Below are 13,648 nucleotides of genomic sequence, written 5' to 3'. Positions count from 1 at the left end.
ACGAACACCGCCACTGTTGCCGGGCGATGATGAATCGAAGCGAAAGAAATTTCTGCAACGTGAAGCCAACCGAACGGACGGGTGCGTTGTCCGTCGCTCGGCAAGTTGGAATTAATTGTGGCGTCGTCGGCCACCGGCCAGCAAACGATATAAACTCGCAACGTTGTGCGTTTGAGGAAGGAACGTGAGGCGAAGAATTCCCAGTATCGAAGCATTGATTGCGTTTGAGGCCGCAGCACGGCATCTGAGCTTTACGCGCAGCGCCGACGAACTGGCCCTGACGCAAAGCGCGGTCGGCAGGCAGGTCGGGAGTCTGGAGGAGTATCTGGGCGTACCGCTTTTCAATCGCGTCAAGAAGCGACTCAGCCTGACAGAGATCGGCCAGATCTATGCAAGGCAGGTTCGCGAGAACCTTGGAAGGCTGGAGCGGGACACGCTGGCCGCAATGGCGCATCGCGACGCGGGCGGCGTCCTCGAAATCGCTGTCATACCGACATTCGCTACGCGCTGGCTGATACCGCGTCTTCCCCGGTTCTATGCGGAACACGAGCGGGTGACGGTCAACCTGACGACACGTGCGGAGCCTTTCTTATTTACCGACACGCCGTTCGATGCAGCGATCCATTTCGGCGATCCTGTCTGGCCGGGCTCTTGCGCAAAGTACCTTTTCGGCGAAGAGATGACGCCCGTTTGCAGCCCGCAGTTGCTAAAAGGGCGGACCGATCTGCAGCCGCCTGAAGTCGCGAATTACACGTTGCTGCATCAGTCCGCGCGGCCGGACGCGTGGAGGAACTGGCTCGCGCAGGCGGGCATTCACGACGCCGACTGCATGCGTGGGCAGCGCTACGAGCTGTTTTCAATGCTCGTGGAAGCCGCGCGCGCGGGCCTTGGTATCGCGCTCGTTCCTCGATTCTTCGTGTCGCACGAATTGGAACTGGGTGAATTGATCGTGCCGTGCAATTTGTCCTTGCACAGCGACAAGGGCTATTACCTCGTATATCCGGAGTGCAAACAGAATATGCCGCTGGTGCAAGCGTTCGAGCGATGGATGCTCTCAGAAGCAGGCCGATATGTCGAACTCGGCGGATGCCGCTAACCGTCGCCGAGGTGCCTTTACACCAGCAAACACCACAGCGCTCTTCCGGTGGTGGTGATCGGGGTGATATCTGGGCCTGAGCGACAACCGACGCTGCCCTGCGCGAGAAGTCAGCGGGGCGCCGGATCTCCCCGCAGCCATTCGATTAGCTGCGTAATGACCGGTGTGATGGTCCGACCATGCGGAACCACGACGAAATAGGCGTCGCTCGGCCGGAACGTCGCCACGTCCATCCGGACCAGTTCTCCTGAGAGCAACAGGTCATCGACCAGGCGGCTCCACCCCAACGCAATTCCCTGTCCATATCTCACGGCTTGAATCGCATCGGTGTAGAGACTGCACCGCAGCACCTTGTTGAGTCGCCCAGGCCGGTACCCGACCGCACGAAACCATTCGTTCCAGCCCATCCAACCTTCAGTCGTAGCGTCAGACTCGACGAGCGCCAGCTTCGCCAGTTCATCGAGTGAGCGAGGTGTGCCGTATTCCCGAAGGAACTCCGGAGAACATACGGGAAAGACTTCGACGTCGAACAGCAAAGTCGAGGTTCCATCCGGCCAGTTGCCGTCCCCGTAGCGCACAGCGACATCGACTTCGACATGGCGCAGGTCCGCTTTGAACATGTCGGTCGACAGCCGCAGTTGCAAAGGAGGGACGAGCTTCTTTAGCTTCGCGAGCCGCGGCAAGAGCCGGAATTGCGAAAAGGCGGCCGTCGACACCAGCACTAGTTCCCGCAATTCGGTTCCCGTCACAAGTCGATCGAACACGCCGGCGATTTTCTGCATCGACTCGGCGACGACCATATACAACGCTTCGCCCTCACTCGTCAGATCAATCGAACGGTGCAGCCGGTGAAAGAGTTGAACGCCGAGCGTCTCTTCGAGGAATCTGACCTGTCGACTCACAGCGGACTGCGTGACGCCCAATTCACTCGCGGCATAGGTGAAACTCCCAAGCCGAGCCACGGCTTCGAATTCGACAAGGGCGGTCAGCGAGGGAACGATCCGACGATAGCCTTTGGTTGCTTTGGTGGTTTTCATCTTGCTCACGCGGAACCCTGGTTTGAGAGCAGATCCATGATGCCCGGTTCAGGAGTCCGGTTTCACGTGCATTCTCGCATGATTTAAAGGAATGTGAACCGGCTTATAAAGGACGTTGACGGTGCGTTTCGACGATCCAATACTCAACGCCATATCAGTGCCGCGAGCGCTGCGAAACGTTCTCACCACGAGGTCCACCATGTCTGAAGTTCAGCTTCAAACGCATCGCGAACTAATCGAAAGCCGCAAGAAGGGACACGGCATGCCCGGCGAGTTGTTCGGGCGTCGTGACGTCTTCGAGACGGACGTCGAGGTGTTCTTTTACAAGCTCTGGATTCTCGTTGGCGTCACAGCCGATGTACCGGAACCGGGCGATGTCCACACGGTCGACATCGGCCGGGCATCGATCGTCATCGTGCGGGACGACGACGAGAACGTGCGCGCCTATCGCAACGTTTGCCGCCATCGCGGCTCGCGGATCATGAAGAAGGCCGGCAAGGCCAGCGTGGGGATGCTCGTGTGCCCATACCATCAGTGGACCTATGATCTCGACGGCAGCCTCAAGCATTCGACGCATATGGGCAAGGACTTCGACGCAAGCTGCCACAGCCTGATTCCCGTCCATGTGAAGACGGTGGGCGCGCATATCTTCGTTTGTCTCGCCGACGATCCGCCCGCTGACTTCGAGAAGCTCGAGACCGTGATGGCCCCGCGCTTCGCGCCGTACGATCTGACGCGAACGAAGATCGCCCATGAGATGGAGATCGTCGAAAACGGCAACTGGAAGCTCGTGATGGAAAACAACCGCGAGTGCTACCACTGCGCCGGCACCCATCCGGAACTGACAAACTCGTTCCTGGCGGAGGACTTCGGTTTTTGTCCGGACGGCCAGAGCGAAGAATCGCTGCGAAGCTACGAGGACTACCTGAAACGCAACGCGGCTTGCCGGGAGAACTGGGAAAAGGACGGCTATGTCTGCGCCACGTTCGAATCGCTCGACGAGACTGTGGAGACCAACTTCCGGACCCAGCGCCTCGTCATCTCGGCGGCCAACGAATCGCAGACGCTGGACACGAAAGTCGCATGCACGAAACTGCTCGGCGGAGTCAGCCGGCGCGACCTTGGTGACGTCCACATGTGGGGTCATCATTCGTGGACTCACGTGATGAGCGACCATGCGGTGATCGCCTATCTTTTGCCGCTCGCGCCGGACAAGACGCTCGTGCGCACGGTCTGGCTCGTCCACGCAGACGCTGTTGAAGGTGTGGACTATGACCTGAAGCGGCTAACCGAGGTCTGGATCGCGACGACGAACCAGGACGCGGAACTCGTCGCGAACACGCACGCAGGCACGCAGGATCCGGCTTATATCCCGGGGCCTTTTTCGAGCTATACAGAGGCAGCGCTGGATCAGTTTTCGCGGTGGTACGAAGCGAAGCTGAGAGCGCACGGAGTTTGAGGTCGCCATGAACGTTGCCGTGGATTCATGTTTCATCGAGCCGGGTCGGGAAATGCCTGATCGCTTTTGCAGTGCGAGCACGTGGGAACTCGCGGACACGCAGTGGCCGAGTCACGAGCAGCGCACGCTCACGTGCACGCGGGTGTCCGCTGAAACGCACGATGTCCGGACATTCGTGTTTAGCGCCCGGGACGGCCGGCTCTTCAGCTTTGAGCCGGGGCAGTTCATCACGGTATCGGCCGAGATCGCCGGCAAGGAGGTCAGCCGTTGCTACACGATCTCTTCGCCGCCGACACGCCCCCATACGCTTTCCATTACGGTCAAACGCACGCCGGGCGGCGTCATGTCGAACTGGCTGCACGAGAACATGAGGGAGGGTGTCGAGCTGAAAGCCTTCGGGCCCTCGGGCGTATTCACACCTTCTTCGGGCCCCGCTGCAAAGCTTCTGTATCTTTCGGCGGGATCGGGCGTGACACCACTGATGTCAATGACGCGGGCGGCACTCGACCTCGGCCTGAATCGCGACATCGTGTTTATTCATAGCGCCCGGACGCCGGAAGACATCATCTTTCGCAACGAGCTTGCGTGCTTCTGCGCGCTCTCGGACAGGCTCCGGGTCGTGCACGTATGCGAGGCGCCTGGGAACGAGCCGGATCGGTCGGGCCCCGTGGGGCGTCTTGGCCTTGAACTGTTGAGCCAGCATGTGCCGGACTACCGCGATCGTGAAGTGTTCATCTGCGGCCCGGGCGGCTATATGGACGCTTGCAGAAAGATGCTCGAGGAAGGCGGGCACGATCCTTCCCGATATCATCAGGAAAGCTTCAACTTCGCGGAGACTGTGGAGTGCGCTGAAGGGCCGGGCGCGGAGCCCAGCGCAGAAGCGAGCGGGCAGATAGGCTATACGGTGCAGCTGGCGCGCTCGGGTCGCACGTTCACGATGGACGGATCGCAGACGGTGCTCGTCGCCGCGCGCAAGGCCGGTGTGCCCTTGCCATCGTCATGCAGCCAGGGCATATGCGGGACCTGCAAGACGAAAGTACTCGATGGCTCGGTGGACATGAAGCACAACGGAGGCATCCGCCCGCGTGAAATCGACAAGGGCATGCGCTTGATGTGCTGCAGCCGACCGACTTCGGATCTGATTCTCGATCTGTAGCTTTTACCATTCCGGAGGGGCTCAGGGCGCGGATAGCGCGGCCAGCCGCCGCTAAGAGCGGCGGCGCCCGCGAAGTTCGCGCGCCTTCCCGATGCCCCGGTTAGCCTGCCGAGACCAGGGCCTCTCTCCGTCCTTCGGTGTCAGTAATGAACCACGGTCCGGATCGATTTGCCCTCGTGCATCAAATCGAAAGCTTCATTGATGCCAGACAGCGGCCTCGTGTGGGTAACGAACGGCGCCAGCTGGATCTTGCCCTGCATCGCGTCTTCCACCATGCCGGGCAGTTCCGAGCGGCCCTTCACGCCGCCAAAGGCGGTGCCGAGCCAGCGGCGGCCGGTCACGAGCTGGAACGGACGGGTGGAGATTTCCTGACCCGCACCGGCCACGCCAATGACGACCGACTGGCCCCAGCCACGGTGCGCGCATTCCAGCGCCGCACGCATCACGTTGACGTTGCCGATGCATTCGAAGCTGTGGTCCACGCCCCAGCCCGTCATTTCGACGATGACTTGCTGGATCGGCTTTTCGTAATCCTTGGGGTTGATGCAGTCGGTCGCCCCGAAGGCGCGCGCCAGGTCGAACTTGCCCGGGTTGGTGTCAATGGCGATGATGCGGCCAGCCTTGGCGAGCTTGGCGCCCTGGATCACGGCGAGGCCAATGCCGCCCAGCCCGAATACGGCGACGGTATCGCCTTCCTGTACCTTCGCGGTGTTCTTCACCGCGCCCAGCCCCGTGGTCACGCCGCAGCCGAGTAGGCACACCTGCTCGGGATTGGCCTGCGGGTTGATTTTGGCGAGCGACACCTCGGCCACCACGGTGTACTCGCTGAACGTGGAGCAGCCCATGTAGTGATAGAGGGGCTGGCCGTTGTAACTGAAGCGGGTCGTGCCGTCGGGCATCACGCCCTTGCCCTGCGTGGCGCGCACGGACACGCACAGATTGGTCTTGCCGCTCTTGCAGAACAGACACTCGCCACATTCCGCGGTGTAGAGCGGGATCACGTGATCGCCGGGTTTGACGCTCGTCACGCCTTCACCCACTTCCACGACGATGCCGGCGCCCTCGTGACCGAGCACGACTGGGAAAAGGCCTTCGGGATCGTCCCCCGAGAGGGTGAAGGCGTCGGTGTGGCACACACCAGTATGCGTAATCTTGATCAGCACCTCGCCCTTGCGAGGCGGTTCGACGTCGATCTCGACGATCTCGAGGGGCTTACCTGGCGCAAACGCAACTGCAGCACGCGATTTCATAGTGGTCCTGTTAAGAAAGGGGCGCCAATTGCGGGGTGGAATTCCCGCATTGAACTAGCGTAGATAGGTTCGAACGAGGGTCACGACATCGTCGATCGACCCCGATGGGGCATCCGCGGATCCCGCAAGGTGGGTGAACTCCTCGCGCAGATGGCTTTCGAGCACACCGGCCATCACACCGTTGATCGCGCCGCGGATGGCCGCCAGTTGCTGGAGCACCGGAGCGCAATCGGCGCCGTCCTCCAGCGCGCGCTCGAGCGCGTCCAGTTGGCCGCGAACCCTGCGCACGCGTGTCAGCACACGTTTCTTTTCTTCGGCGGAATGAGGCATGACAGCGACGATGTGTTGATACTAGGGGGCAGTATATGACAATACATAGGGGGAGTATACGTGTTGCGGGGATTCGGCGGCCGAAACACCAGGTGCGCCCAGGTCAAAGGCGTCCCCGAGCCGCTGCCGGTCTACGAGGTGCTGGGCCCGGGCGCACTGCGCACGCGACTGCAACTGGCGGCGCATCGGGGCCTCGCGCGGTTCGTCGGGCGCGAGACCGAAATGGCGCACCTGAACCAGACGCTCGAAGCGACGCGGGCGGGTCGCGGGCTGGACGCGATGCATCACCTCGGTGCCGCGTTGGGTCTGCTCGATCGATTGCCCGATACGCCCGCACGCGCATCTCGTGAGCTGATGCTGCTGCTATCGCTGGGCCCTGCCTTGATGGACGTACGCGGCTATGGGGCGCCGGAGGTGGGCGCGACCTATACGCGTGCACGGCAGTTGTGCGAACAGTTGGGTGAGACGTCGCAACTTTTCGCGGCGCTCCTTGGCTTGAGAATCCACAACGTTTCGCGCGCGCAGTACGCCGTCGGTCGCGAACTTGGAGAGCGGATGCTTCACATGGCACAGCAAGCGCAAGATGCGGACTGGCTGCTGGAGGCGCACGGCGCACTCGGCGCCTGTATGTTCCCCCAGGGCGAATTGGGCGCGGCCGCTGCGCACCTGAAACAGGCGCTCGCACTTTATGATCCTGAGCGGCATCAGGCCCACGTTTTTGCTCACGGCGTGGACCCGGGCATTCGCGCGTTGAACTCGAGATCGAAGGCGTAAGCGCCAATCCGCTCGTACGCTCCGGCGTGCCAGTCACGGCCGCCGGAATTCTGAATCGGATCAGCGAAATCAGCTTCAATTCATCGCTGATGCGCGAGATGCGTGCAATTGCATTTGTCACCGATCTGATCCAGCAAGGTAAACTCGATCGGGACGAGATGAAGGAAATGCTGATTCATTCGATCCGCTCCGACGCCGCGATGTGCGCGCTCAGCCTGTCCAGCAAGTACAACGCGGATTGGAGCTTTCTCTGCGAACTGCGCGACAACGGCCGGAACGAGGCCGATGCGTGGCTCGCGCGGCACTACGCGGATATCGGTCGACGCTCCAGCATCGACATTCGCGCGGAGTTTCTCTGAGCAGCCTGCTGAAGAAAGCGGCGGACAGTCGTAGTGAGCCGACGTGCGCAAAGGAGCAGAGATGAGCCACTTGCAGGAACGCTTCGTCGAGTTATGGACGCGCTGCGGCGGCGCACGCGCCGAGGCTATCTATGCCGATCTCGCGCAACGTTACAGCGAACCCATTCGTCACTATCACACGCTGCGTCACGTTCGCCGCTGTCTGCGCTATTTCGATGCGGCACGCAGCGCGATCCCGCATCCTGACCTCGTGGAACTTGCGCTGTGGTGCCACGACATCATCTATGTTCCAGGCGCAAGCGACAACGAGCGGCGCAGCGCGGACTGGCTTCGACGCTCGGCCGGCGATCGCATCGCGATGTGTGAGCGAATCTGCGCAATGGTCCTCGCCACCCGACATACCGGCGCGCCGGAAGAGCTCGACGAGCGCTTTACATGCGACATCGACCTCGCTGTCCTGGGCGCAGCGAGATCCCGGTTTCTCGCGGAAGGAGTGCGCGTGCGCAGAGAGCGCTCGGACCTCGACGACCTCGCATATGACTTGCAGGAGCGAAAGTTCCTGGGCAGCCTGCTTGCACGACCTCGCATCTATTTCACGGACTATTTCCACGCGAGATGCGAGTTGCGTGCTCGCGGGAATCTCACGTGGCGGCTCGCGTCGGAGACGCCGGGATCGCGGTAGACCCGGGCGGTGCTTAGTCCCGGGATGAATGTTTAGAGCCGGGCGCCGCCGGTCGCGTCGATCACCTGTCCCGTAGTCCAGCGTGCGTCATTCGAGGCCAGGAAGGTGATCACGTCAGCCACGTCGTCAGGTCGACCCACTCGCGAGAATACCGACATGGCCTCCGCGCCGGCGCGCGCCTCCGGTACGGTAAGCCACTCCGCATTCATGTCGGTGTCCGTCACACCCGGCATGACCGTATTGACCGTGATGCCGCGACGACCGAACTCAGGAGCAAGCGCCAGCGTCAGGGTCTCAACGGCACCCTTCGATGCGGCGTACGCGGGATGCGTTGGCGCGGCCACACGCGTAAAGCCGGTCGAAACGTTGATAATTCGTCCATTGTTGCGGAGATGATCGGCAACGGCCTGGATCAGAAAGAACGGTGCCTTGAAGTTGACCGTCAGGACCTCGTCGAAGGTCGCCTCACTGGTCTCGGACAAGGGAATCCCGGGTGCAATGCCGGCGTTGTTGACTAGAATGTCAAGCCGAGGTTCGCCCGTGGCGGCAATCGCGGCTGCCTTGAACTGCTCCCAGATACTGTCCGTTGCTTCCTTCCCGCGGTTCAAGTCCGCTTTGATGGCGACGGCTTTTGCTCCGAGGGCCTCGATCTCGCGAACGGTGGCGTGAGCGGCATCCGCGTTGCTGCCGTAATGCACGCCGATGAGCGCGGCTCCTTCTCGCGCGAAGGCCAGTGCCGCAGCACGGCCGATACCGCGCGAGCTTCCCGTTATGATGGCCGTTTTGTTTGAAAGTTTTCCAGACATCATTCACTCCTTTCCGAATTGAATAGTGATCGTTATATTAATAACGCTGAAAACACGCTGTCAATGTTTTTTATAGGAATCGCTACAAAATGAGTCACCCCGCCCGAAAACGTGGCAGACCGAGGTTGCTGGAGCGCGACGTGGGGCTCGATGTCGCCGCGCGGCTGTTCTGGGAGCATGGATACGAGGGCACCTCGATAGCCGACCTGACCGAGGCCATGGGTATTCCGCCGCCGTCCCTCTACGCTACGTTCGGCTCGAAGGAGGAGCTTTTTAGACAGGCGGTCGACCATATCAGCAAGCGTGAGAACGGGCAGTGGATGGAAGCGCTGCAGGGAGACATGCCGGCCTACGATGCGATAGCGTTCTACCTGCACGACGCCGCGGCACGCTTTACCGACCCCGGAAGGCCGCGCGGCTGCATGATTTCGACGGCTGTTCTTCAATATGCCGAAAAGAGCGAGTCCGTCGCACGGACGGTCGCCGAGCGGCGGGAGTCCTGGTTCCAGGCCGTCAAGGCACGCTTCGACCGTGCCGTCGCCGAGGGTGAGCTTGCCGCTGAGACCGACACCGAAGCTCTCGCCCGCTTTTACGAGGCGGTTGTGCAAGGCATGTCGGCGCAAGCCTGTGACGGGGCATGCAGGGCAATATTGAAGCGGCTGGCTGATATTGCGCTGTCGGCATGGCCTCGGCCTCAACCTCGTCGCAAGAAACCGGTTGCGTGAGTGTATTGGTCTGCAGTTGTGTAAAGGCAATCTGAACCGCGGCAAATCGCAGCCCAGCGAAGAATGGCGGTGGCAGCGTGAGCCCCGCTTTTACGACGACAAACTGAAATCCCCACAGCAAAGGAACGAGCAGGGCCGCTGCTATATGAATAGCTGCCATTGGTAACTAAACCAATCAGTCCACAAATAGACGCGGGAAATGCGTCGCCCCCCATCATCAGCAGTTAAGCAGCCGGGCTGCTGATCAGTGTCTGCACGGCATCACGGCACACCTGCTTGCGCGGCGCGAATCATTGCCCGAAGGCTCGTCTGCACATCCGTGTCAGTGGTGGCCCAACTGGAGACGCTGATTCGCATGGCGACGCGGCCCTGCCATACTGTGCCGCCACACCAGCAAATCCCCTCGGCCTGAAGACGGTTAATTACGGCGCGCGTCATCTCCGGGGTACCAAATGAGACGAGCACCTGATTGAGTACGACACGATTCAGGATTTCAAAGCCACTGGCCTGCAGACCCTGGGCAAACATTCGGGCATAGCGGCAGGTACGTTCGACTAGCCCCGCAACGCCATCTCTGCCCAGGGTAAGAAGCGCCGCCCAGATATCCACACCACGCGCTCGTCTCGAGGATTCCGGCGTGTAGTGCGACGGTTCACGGTCAGTCGCATCGCCCTCTGCCAGGTATGCGGCATTCAACGACATTGCCGCACGCAGAGTGGCAGCTCTGCGCACTAGAACGATGCCATTGTCATACGGTACGTTGAGCCATTTATGCCCATCCGTCGCCCAGGAGTCGGCTTCGGCGACGCCATCCGTCAGATTGTCGAACTGACGATTTGCAAGCGCCCATAGACCGAATGCACCATCAACATGGACCCAAGCCCCGGCTTTCCTCGCAAGCCGGCATATCTGGCGCGCCGGATCGAAATCGCCGGTATTCACGTTGCCAGCCTGGATGCACACGATCGTTTTCTCATCCAGTTCCGGAAGCTCGCTGACTCGCATCCGGCCCTGGTGATCCGTTGGCACTACGATGACCCGCTCGCGTCCGAGTCCTAACATCGACAACGCCTTGGAGACGGTCACGTGAGTTTCTTTACTGACGACTACGCGGAGTTCCGGGGCGCCGTAGAGTCCCTTCGCCTCCACGTCCCAGCCCAGGCGGGATAGCAGGGCGTGGCGTGCTGCCGCCAGCGCCGCAAAGTTCGCCATCGAGGCACCCGTAACGAAGGCTCCTCCAATGTCGTCCGGCAAGCCGAACAGGTCGCCGATCCAGCGTAGCGCGACGTCTTCGAGCGTTGCCGAGATCGGCGAAGTCCACCGAAAACACGCGTTTTGATCCCAGGCAGTGGCGAGCCAGTTCGCTGCGATGGTCGCGGGCAGCGCGCCGCCGATCACCAAACCGAAGTACCGTCCGCCCGTTGTCGCGACGGTAGCGGGTGACCCAGCCTCGTCGAGGCGGCGCAAGACTTGACGTGCATCCAGCCCGGCGTCTGGCAGTGAGTGCCGGAATTCGTTCAGGCCTCGCAATGCGTGGGTAGAAACGGTGACAGGCCTGTCATGCACAGCCTGAACATAAGCGAGCGCACGTTGCCCGGCGTCCTGCAGCAGTTCAGCGGTCGGCGTTAGTCCGGCCGGTTTTGCACTTCCGTCGAGTTTCATATGGTTCGTCCCGGAGATTTCGTTAAATGCAGGTACTCCGCCGCCTGCTCATTGGTGCTGGTGCCGATGGCGGCCTCTTCGTTTTCGAGGGTGCCAGCAGCAGCGAGTTCACCTTCCCATTTAGCAACGACGGCACCATACCGAACATAATCCAATGGGCGAGTTTTAGTCTTTTCATGATGGCGTCTCCTCTCCTCTTTTTCAGTCCGTAGCGGCCAAGGCGACGCCTTCCACTTCGACTGCGGCGCCGTAATGCAGGGAAGTCGATTGCGCAACGGCTCGCGCTGGCCTATGGGCGCCAATCCATTGCGCGTAGAGTTTGTTGAAAGCCGGCCAATGTTTAATATCCGAAACGAATACCCGGACCTGAACCAACCGATCGCGAGTAGTACCAGCCGCGTTCAGGCAAGCGTCTACATTGCGGAGAACCTGGTCTACCTGGGCTTCAAAAGGTTCGTCGCTCAGGGGCTTTCCTGCCGTATCAACGGGCAATTGCCCGGAGACGAAGACGAAGCCGTTCGCGATGCAAACGTGCGAGTAGTGACCAGCGGGGGCCGGCATATCAGGCGCGTTCGAACAGGTAATCGTCGAAGTGTGAGATTCAGTGGACATTTCGTAATCCTGGATGAAGCGAGCCGAACGAAACCAGGTACTCGCTGTTTGCAGATACCAGCCGATTGCTTACCAGGGTGCGGGAGTTTCGTCGGCACCATGCCGACCGCGTAGACGATGTCGCGAACGCCGTTCGAAAAAACTGCTCCGCTTCCTTGAGCGTCGAAACCGTGATGCCGCAGGCACCTGCCGCGACTTGTGCATCTACGACCTGTTTGCACTTTGTCGTTTTGACGTGGGGGCGAAATCTGACTCCGAGCTTATCGAGTCGCGATTGCATGCCGTCGATGTTGTGGCGCATGCGCGCCACATCAATCAAGGCTGCAGGGGTGTTCAAGGTGTCAATGCTCACGTTGCTGTCTCATAGTTGGGCCTATGTGACAACTATATGCGCAGTGCTTTCTCCGGTGTTTAACGAACGGATAATCGGGAATTAAGCGCAGTTAAATGCGTGAGAGCTATCCGCGGCTTCTCCATGGCGCTGGGTTAAGGAAATGCCCTTGGCCTTGCGCACGGCGAGCCGGATACGCAGTCGTTCCTCCATCCGCTGCAAACGAATCGTGACCGCAGAGGGAGTGAGGTTCAGCAACTGCGCCGCCGAGGCCAGCGAGCGAGAGACGCCCACGGCGCGTATCAGACGTAGGTCGTCCAGATCCAGCAGCGCCTTGCGACCAACGCTACCCGAGCGACGCTGGATCGCTCACTACCTTGGTCTGGTATTGCGCACGCAATGATGCGGCGAAAATCGTATCTATCTCGCGAGGAATACCCGGGCGGGTGAACAGCGCAACGGGTGGCAAGGTCCAGTCGAACGCATAGGGGACAATCGCCACACCCGCAATCCGTACCAGTTCTTCCGCGATGTCTGCCGGCATGATGGACACCGCGTTCTCGTTCAACGCGACCGTCTCGCCAATCAGCCGCGGCGAAAGGCTTTCGACAACGGGAAAGGGCGGTGTAACGCCGGCGTACAGGAACAGATCGGATATCTGGTCGCGCATCGGAGTTTGCGATGCACCGAGAATCCAGTCGAGTTCGGCGAGTTTTCGCCAGTTCATTGCGCTGCGCGAGAGTCTGGCAGCGAGGCGTCGGGACGCGATCAGACGGGGTTTTTGCTGATGAATTACTTCGAAATGAAGGTCGTCGAGATCGACGCTCGACGATGCCCGTCCGATCACGATGTCGAGCGTATGGTCGCGCAATTGGGACATTAGCCCCTCGCTCGTGCCTTCGTGGATGGAAAACGTGAGCCGCTGCGAAATTTGCGACTGCGTATGACGGATTGCCGACGCCAGAGTCTTTCCTGAAATGAAGGAAATCACGCCAATGTGAAACCGCGTTGCGTGACCGGAGATCAGCGCACCGACATCGGATGCGAGGTGGTCGAGATCGTGCAGCATCGATTCGGCACGTGCGAGGACGGTCGTGCCGAGCGCCGTCGGAATCATGCCGCGCGACGAACGCTCGAACAGCGCGCCGCCGAACATATCCTCCAGTTCAGCGAGGGCATTCGTGATGGCTGGCTGACTGCTCGCCATGTGCTCGGCTACGCGTGTTAGAGAGCCATGTTGCCGTATTTGCAGCAGCAACATGAGATGGCGCATTTTCAGGCGCGCGCTCAAGCGCCTTATCACTTCATCCGTGTTGAATGACACGATAGTGGGAATCCAGCCATAACCAAAAGGTGATGCCCCGATAAT

Annotated in this window: 14 protein-coding genes and 3 pseudogenes; 8 read left to right on the top strand and 9 right to left on the bottom strand. The window is 60.6% G+C overall.

Features of this window, described 5'->3' with window-relative positions:
* Positions 1-184: 184 nt before the first annotated feature.
* A complete protein-coding gene (gcvA, locus tag AB3X95_RS09550; protein WP_176122066.1) occupies positions 185-1,096 on the top strand; it encodes a transcriptional regulator GcvA in 912 nt (303 codons plus the stop codon).
* A 110-nt stretch (positions 1,097-1,206) separates the two neighbouring features.
* Here the strand turns inward: gcvA and AB3X95_RS09545 are convergent, their stop codons facing one another.
* Positions 1,207-2,133 carry a LysR substrate-binding domain-containing protein gene (locus AB3X95_RS09545; RefSeq protein ID WP_176122067.1) on the bottom strand — a complete coding sequence of 309 codons (927 nt, stop codon included), beginning with the start codon at positions 2,131-2,133 and terminating at the stop codon, positions 1,207-1,209.
* 199 nt (positions 2,134-2,332) lie between these two features.
* On the opposite strand from AB3X95_RS09545, the gene AB3X95_RS09540 reads away from it, so the two are divergent.
* Together AB3X95_RS09540 and AB3X95_RS09535 are read left to right on the top strand one after the other, a co-directional pair.
* On the top strand, positions 2,333-3,592 hold the full coding sequence (locus AB3X95_RS09540; protein WP_368621175.1) for an SRPBCC family protein: 1,260 nt from the start codon (positions 2,333-2,335) through the stop codon (positions 3,590-3,592).
* Positions 3,593-3,599: 7 nt separating this feature from the next.
* Complete coding sequence (locus AB3X95_RS09535; RefSeq protein ID WP_368621174.1) at positions 3,600-4,748, top strand: 2Fe-2S iron-sulfur cluster-binding protein; 1,149 nt, start codon at positions 3,600-3,602, stop codon at positions 4,746-4,748.
* Between the two features lie 140 nt (positions 4,749-4,888).
* Here the strand turns inward: AB3X95_RS09535 and AB3X95_RS09530 are convergent, their stop codons facing one another.
* On the bottom strand, positions 4,889-5,998 hold the full coding sequence (locus AB3X95_RS09530) for an S-(hydroxymethyl)glutathione dehydrogenase/class III alcohol dehydrogenase (protein WP_184227505.1): 1,110 nt from the start codon (positions 5,996-5,998) through the stop codon (positions 4,889-4,891).
* A 54-nt stretch (positions 5,999-6,052) separates the two neighbouring features.
* Positions 6,053-6,328 (bottom strand): formaldehyde-responsive transcriptional repressor FrmR, encoded by a 276-nt coding sequence (gene frmR / locus AB3X95_RS09525; RefSeq protein WP_176366508.1) that lies wholly within the window; start codon positions 6,326-6,328, stop codon positions 6,053-6,055.
* Between the two features lie 222 nt (positions 6,329-6,550).
* On the opposite strand from frmR, the gene AB3X95_RS09520 reads away from it, so the two are divergent.
* The 3 genes and pseudogenes from AB3X95_RS09520 (at position 6,551) to AB3X95_RS09510 (ending at position 8,143) form a co-directional block, all read left to right on the top strand.
* Positions 6,551-7,102 carry a hypothetical protein gene (locus AB3X95_RS09520; protein WP_368621173.1) on the top strand — a complete coding sequence of 184 codons (552 nt, stop codon included), beginning with the start codon at positions 6,551-6,553 and terminating at the stop codon, positions 7,100-7,102.
* A 5-nt stretch (positions 7,103-7,107) separates the two neighbouring features.
* A pseudogene (locus AB3X95_RS09515) lies at positions 7,108-7,461 on the top strand (patatin-like phospholipase family protein); the annotation flags it as partial.
* A 61-nt stretch (positions 7,462-7,522) separates the two neighbouring features.
* Positions 7,523-8,143: a hypothetical protein gene (locus tag AB3X95_RS09510; RefSeq protein ID WP_368621172.1), complete on the top strand. Its 621-nt coding sequence runs from the start codon at positions 7,523-7,525 to the stop codon at positions 8,141-8,143.
* A 32-nt stretch (positions 8,144-8,175) separates the two neighbouring features.
* Here AB3X95_RS09510 and AB3X95_RS09505 read toward each other — a convergent pair whose 3' ends face one another.
* Positions 8,176-8,952, bottom strand: coding sequence for an SDR family oxidoreductase (locus AB3X95_RS09505; protein ID WP_368621171.1), 777 nt, complete (start codon positions 8,950-8,952; stop codon positions 8,176-8,178).
* Positions 8,953-9,089: 137 nt separating this feature from the next.
* Here AB3X95_RS09505 and AB3X95_RS09500 point away from each other — a divergent pair, with 137 nt between their 5' ends.
* Positions 9,090-9,674 (top strand): TetR/AcrR family transcriptional regulator, encoded by a 585-nt coding sequence (locus AB3X95_RS09500; protein WP_368621170.1) that lies wholly within the window; start codon positions 9,090-9,092, stop codon positions 9,672-9,674.
* 261 nt (positions 9,675-9,935) lie between these two features.
* Here the strand turns inward: AB3X95_RS09500 and AB3X95_RS09495 are convergent, their stop codons facing one another.
* On the bottom strand, positions 9,936-11,336 hold the full coding sequence (locus AB3X95_RS09495; RefSeq protein ID WP_368621169.1) for an aspartate aminotransferase family protein: 1,401 nt from the start codon (positions 11,334-11,336) through the stop codon (positions 9,936-9,938).
* Positions 11,337-11,362: 26 nt separating this feature from the next.
* Here AB3X95_RS09495 and AB3X95_RS09490 point away from each other — a divergent pair, with 26 nt between their 5' ends.
* The gene (locus AB3X95_RS09490; protein ID WP_176122076.1) at positions 11,363-11,548 is read left to right on the top strand and encodes a hypothetical protein; all 186 of its coding nucleotides are present in this window, start codon (positions 11,363-11,365) and stop codon (positions 11,546-11,548) included.
* On the opposite strand, the gene AB3X95_RS09485 is transcribed toward AB3X95_RS09490, so the two are convergent.
* The 4 genes and pseudogenes from AB3X95_RS09485 to AB3X95_RS09470 all read right to left on the bottom strand — a co-directional run bounded on the left by AB3X95_RS09485 (position 11,538) and on the right by AB3X95_RS09470 (position 13,603).
* Entirely contained in the window at positions 11,538-11,948 is a 411-nt protein-coding gene (locus tag AB3X95_RS09485; RefSeq protein ID WP_368621168.1) for a RidA family protein, read from the bottom strand. The genes AB3X95_RS09490 and AB3X95_RS09485 overlap by 11 nt on opposite strands.
* Positions 11,949-12,031: 83 nt before the next feature.
* Positions 12,032-12,300: pseudogene (locus AB3X95_RS09480) on the bottom strand (alanine racemase); the annotation flags it as partial.
* 132 nt (positions 12,301-12,432) lie between these two features.
* Positions 12,433-12,609, bottom strand: a pseudogene (locus AB3X95_RS09475) (LysR family transcriptional regulator); the annotation flags it as partial.
* A gap of 16 nt (positions 12,610-12,625) precedes the next feature.
* The gene (locus AB3X95_RS09470; RefSeq protein WP_176366617.1) at positions 12,626-13,603 is read right to left on the bottom strand and encodes a LysR family transcriptional regulator; all 978 of its coding nucleotides are present in this window, start codon (positions 13,601-13,603) and stop codon (positions 12,626-12,628) included.
* Positions 13,604-13,648 lie beyond the last annotated feature (45 nt).

Source organism: Paraburkholderia sp. BR13444 (genome assembly GCF_040948755.1).
Classification (GTDB): Bacteria; Pseudomonadota; Gammaproteobacteria; order Burkholderiales; family Burkholderiaceae; genus Paraburkholderia; species Paraburkholderia youngii.
Note: the sequence above shows the minus strand (reverse complement) of the source record. Positions and strands in the feature narration are given on the sequence as shown.

What these genes read in the sequence shown, in the direction of transcription:
- AB3X95_RS09545 (WP_176122067.1), bottom strand. Translation starts at nt 2,133, where the DNA reads ATGAAAACCACCAAAGCAACCAAAGGCTATCGTCGGATCGTTCCCTCG.
- AB3X95_RS09540 (WP_368621175.1), top strand. Translation starts at nt 2,333, where the DNA reads ATGTCTGAAGTTCAGCTTCAAACGCATCGCGAACTAATCGAAAGCCGC.
- AB3X95_RS09535 (WP_368621174.1), top strand. Translation starts at nt 3,600, where the DNA reads ATGAACGTTGCCGTGGATTCATGTTTCATCGAGCCGGGTCGGGAAATG.
- AB3X95_RS09530 (WP_184227505.1), bottom strand. Translation starts at nt 5,998, where the DNA reads ATGAAATCGCGTGCTGCAGTTGCGTTTGCGCCAGGTAAGCCCCTCGAG.
- frmR (WP_176366508.1), bottom strand. Translation starts at nt 6,328, where the DNA reads ATGCCTCATTCCGCCGAAGAAAAGAAACGTGTGCTGACACGCGTGCGC.
- AB3X95_RS09520 (WP_368621173.1), top strand. Translation starts at nt 6,551, where the DNA reads ATGGCGCACCTGAACCAGACGCTCGAAGCGACGCGGGCGGGTCGCGGG.
- AB3X95_RS09510 (WP_368621172.1), top strand. Translation starts at nt 7,523, where the DNA reads ATGAGCCACTTGCAGGAACGCTTCGTCGAGTTATGGACGCGCTGCGGC.
- AB3X95_RS09505 (WP_368621171.1), bottom strand. Translation starts at nt 8,952, where the DNA reads ATGATGTCTGGAAAACTTTCAAACAAAACGGCCATCATAACGGGAAGC.
- AB3X95_RS09495 (WP_368621169.1), bottom strand. Translation starts at nt 11,336, where the DNA reads ATGAAACTCGACGGAAGTGCAAAACCGGCCGGACTAACGCCGACCGCT.
- AB3X95_RS09490 (WP_176122076.1), top strand. Translation starts at nt 11,363, where the DNA reads ATGCAGGTACTCCGCCGCCTGCTCATTGGTGCTGGTGCCGATGGCGGC.
- AB3X95_RS09485 (WP_368621168.1), bottom strand. Translation starts at nt 11,948, where the DNA reads ATGTCCACTGAATCTCACACTTCGACGATTACCTGTTCGAACGCGCCT.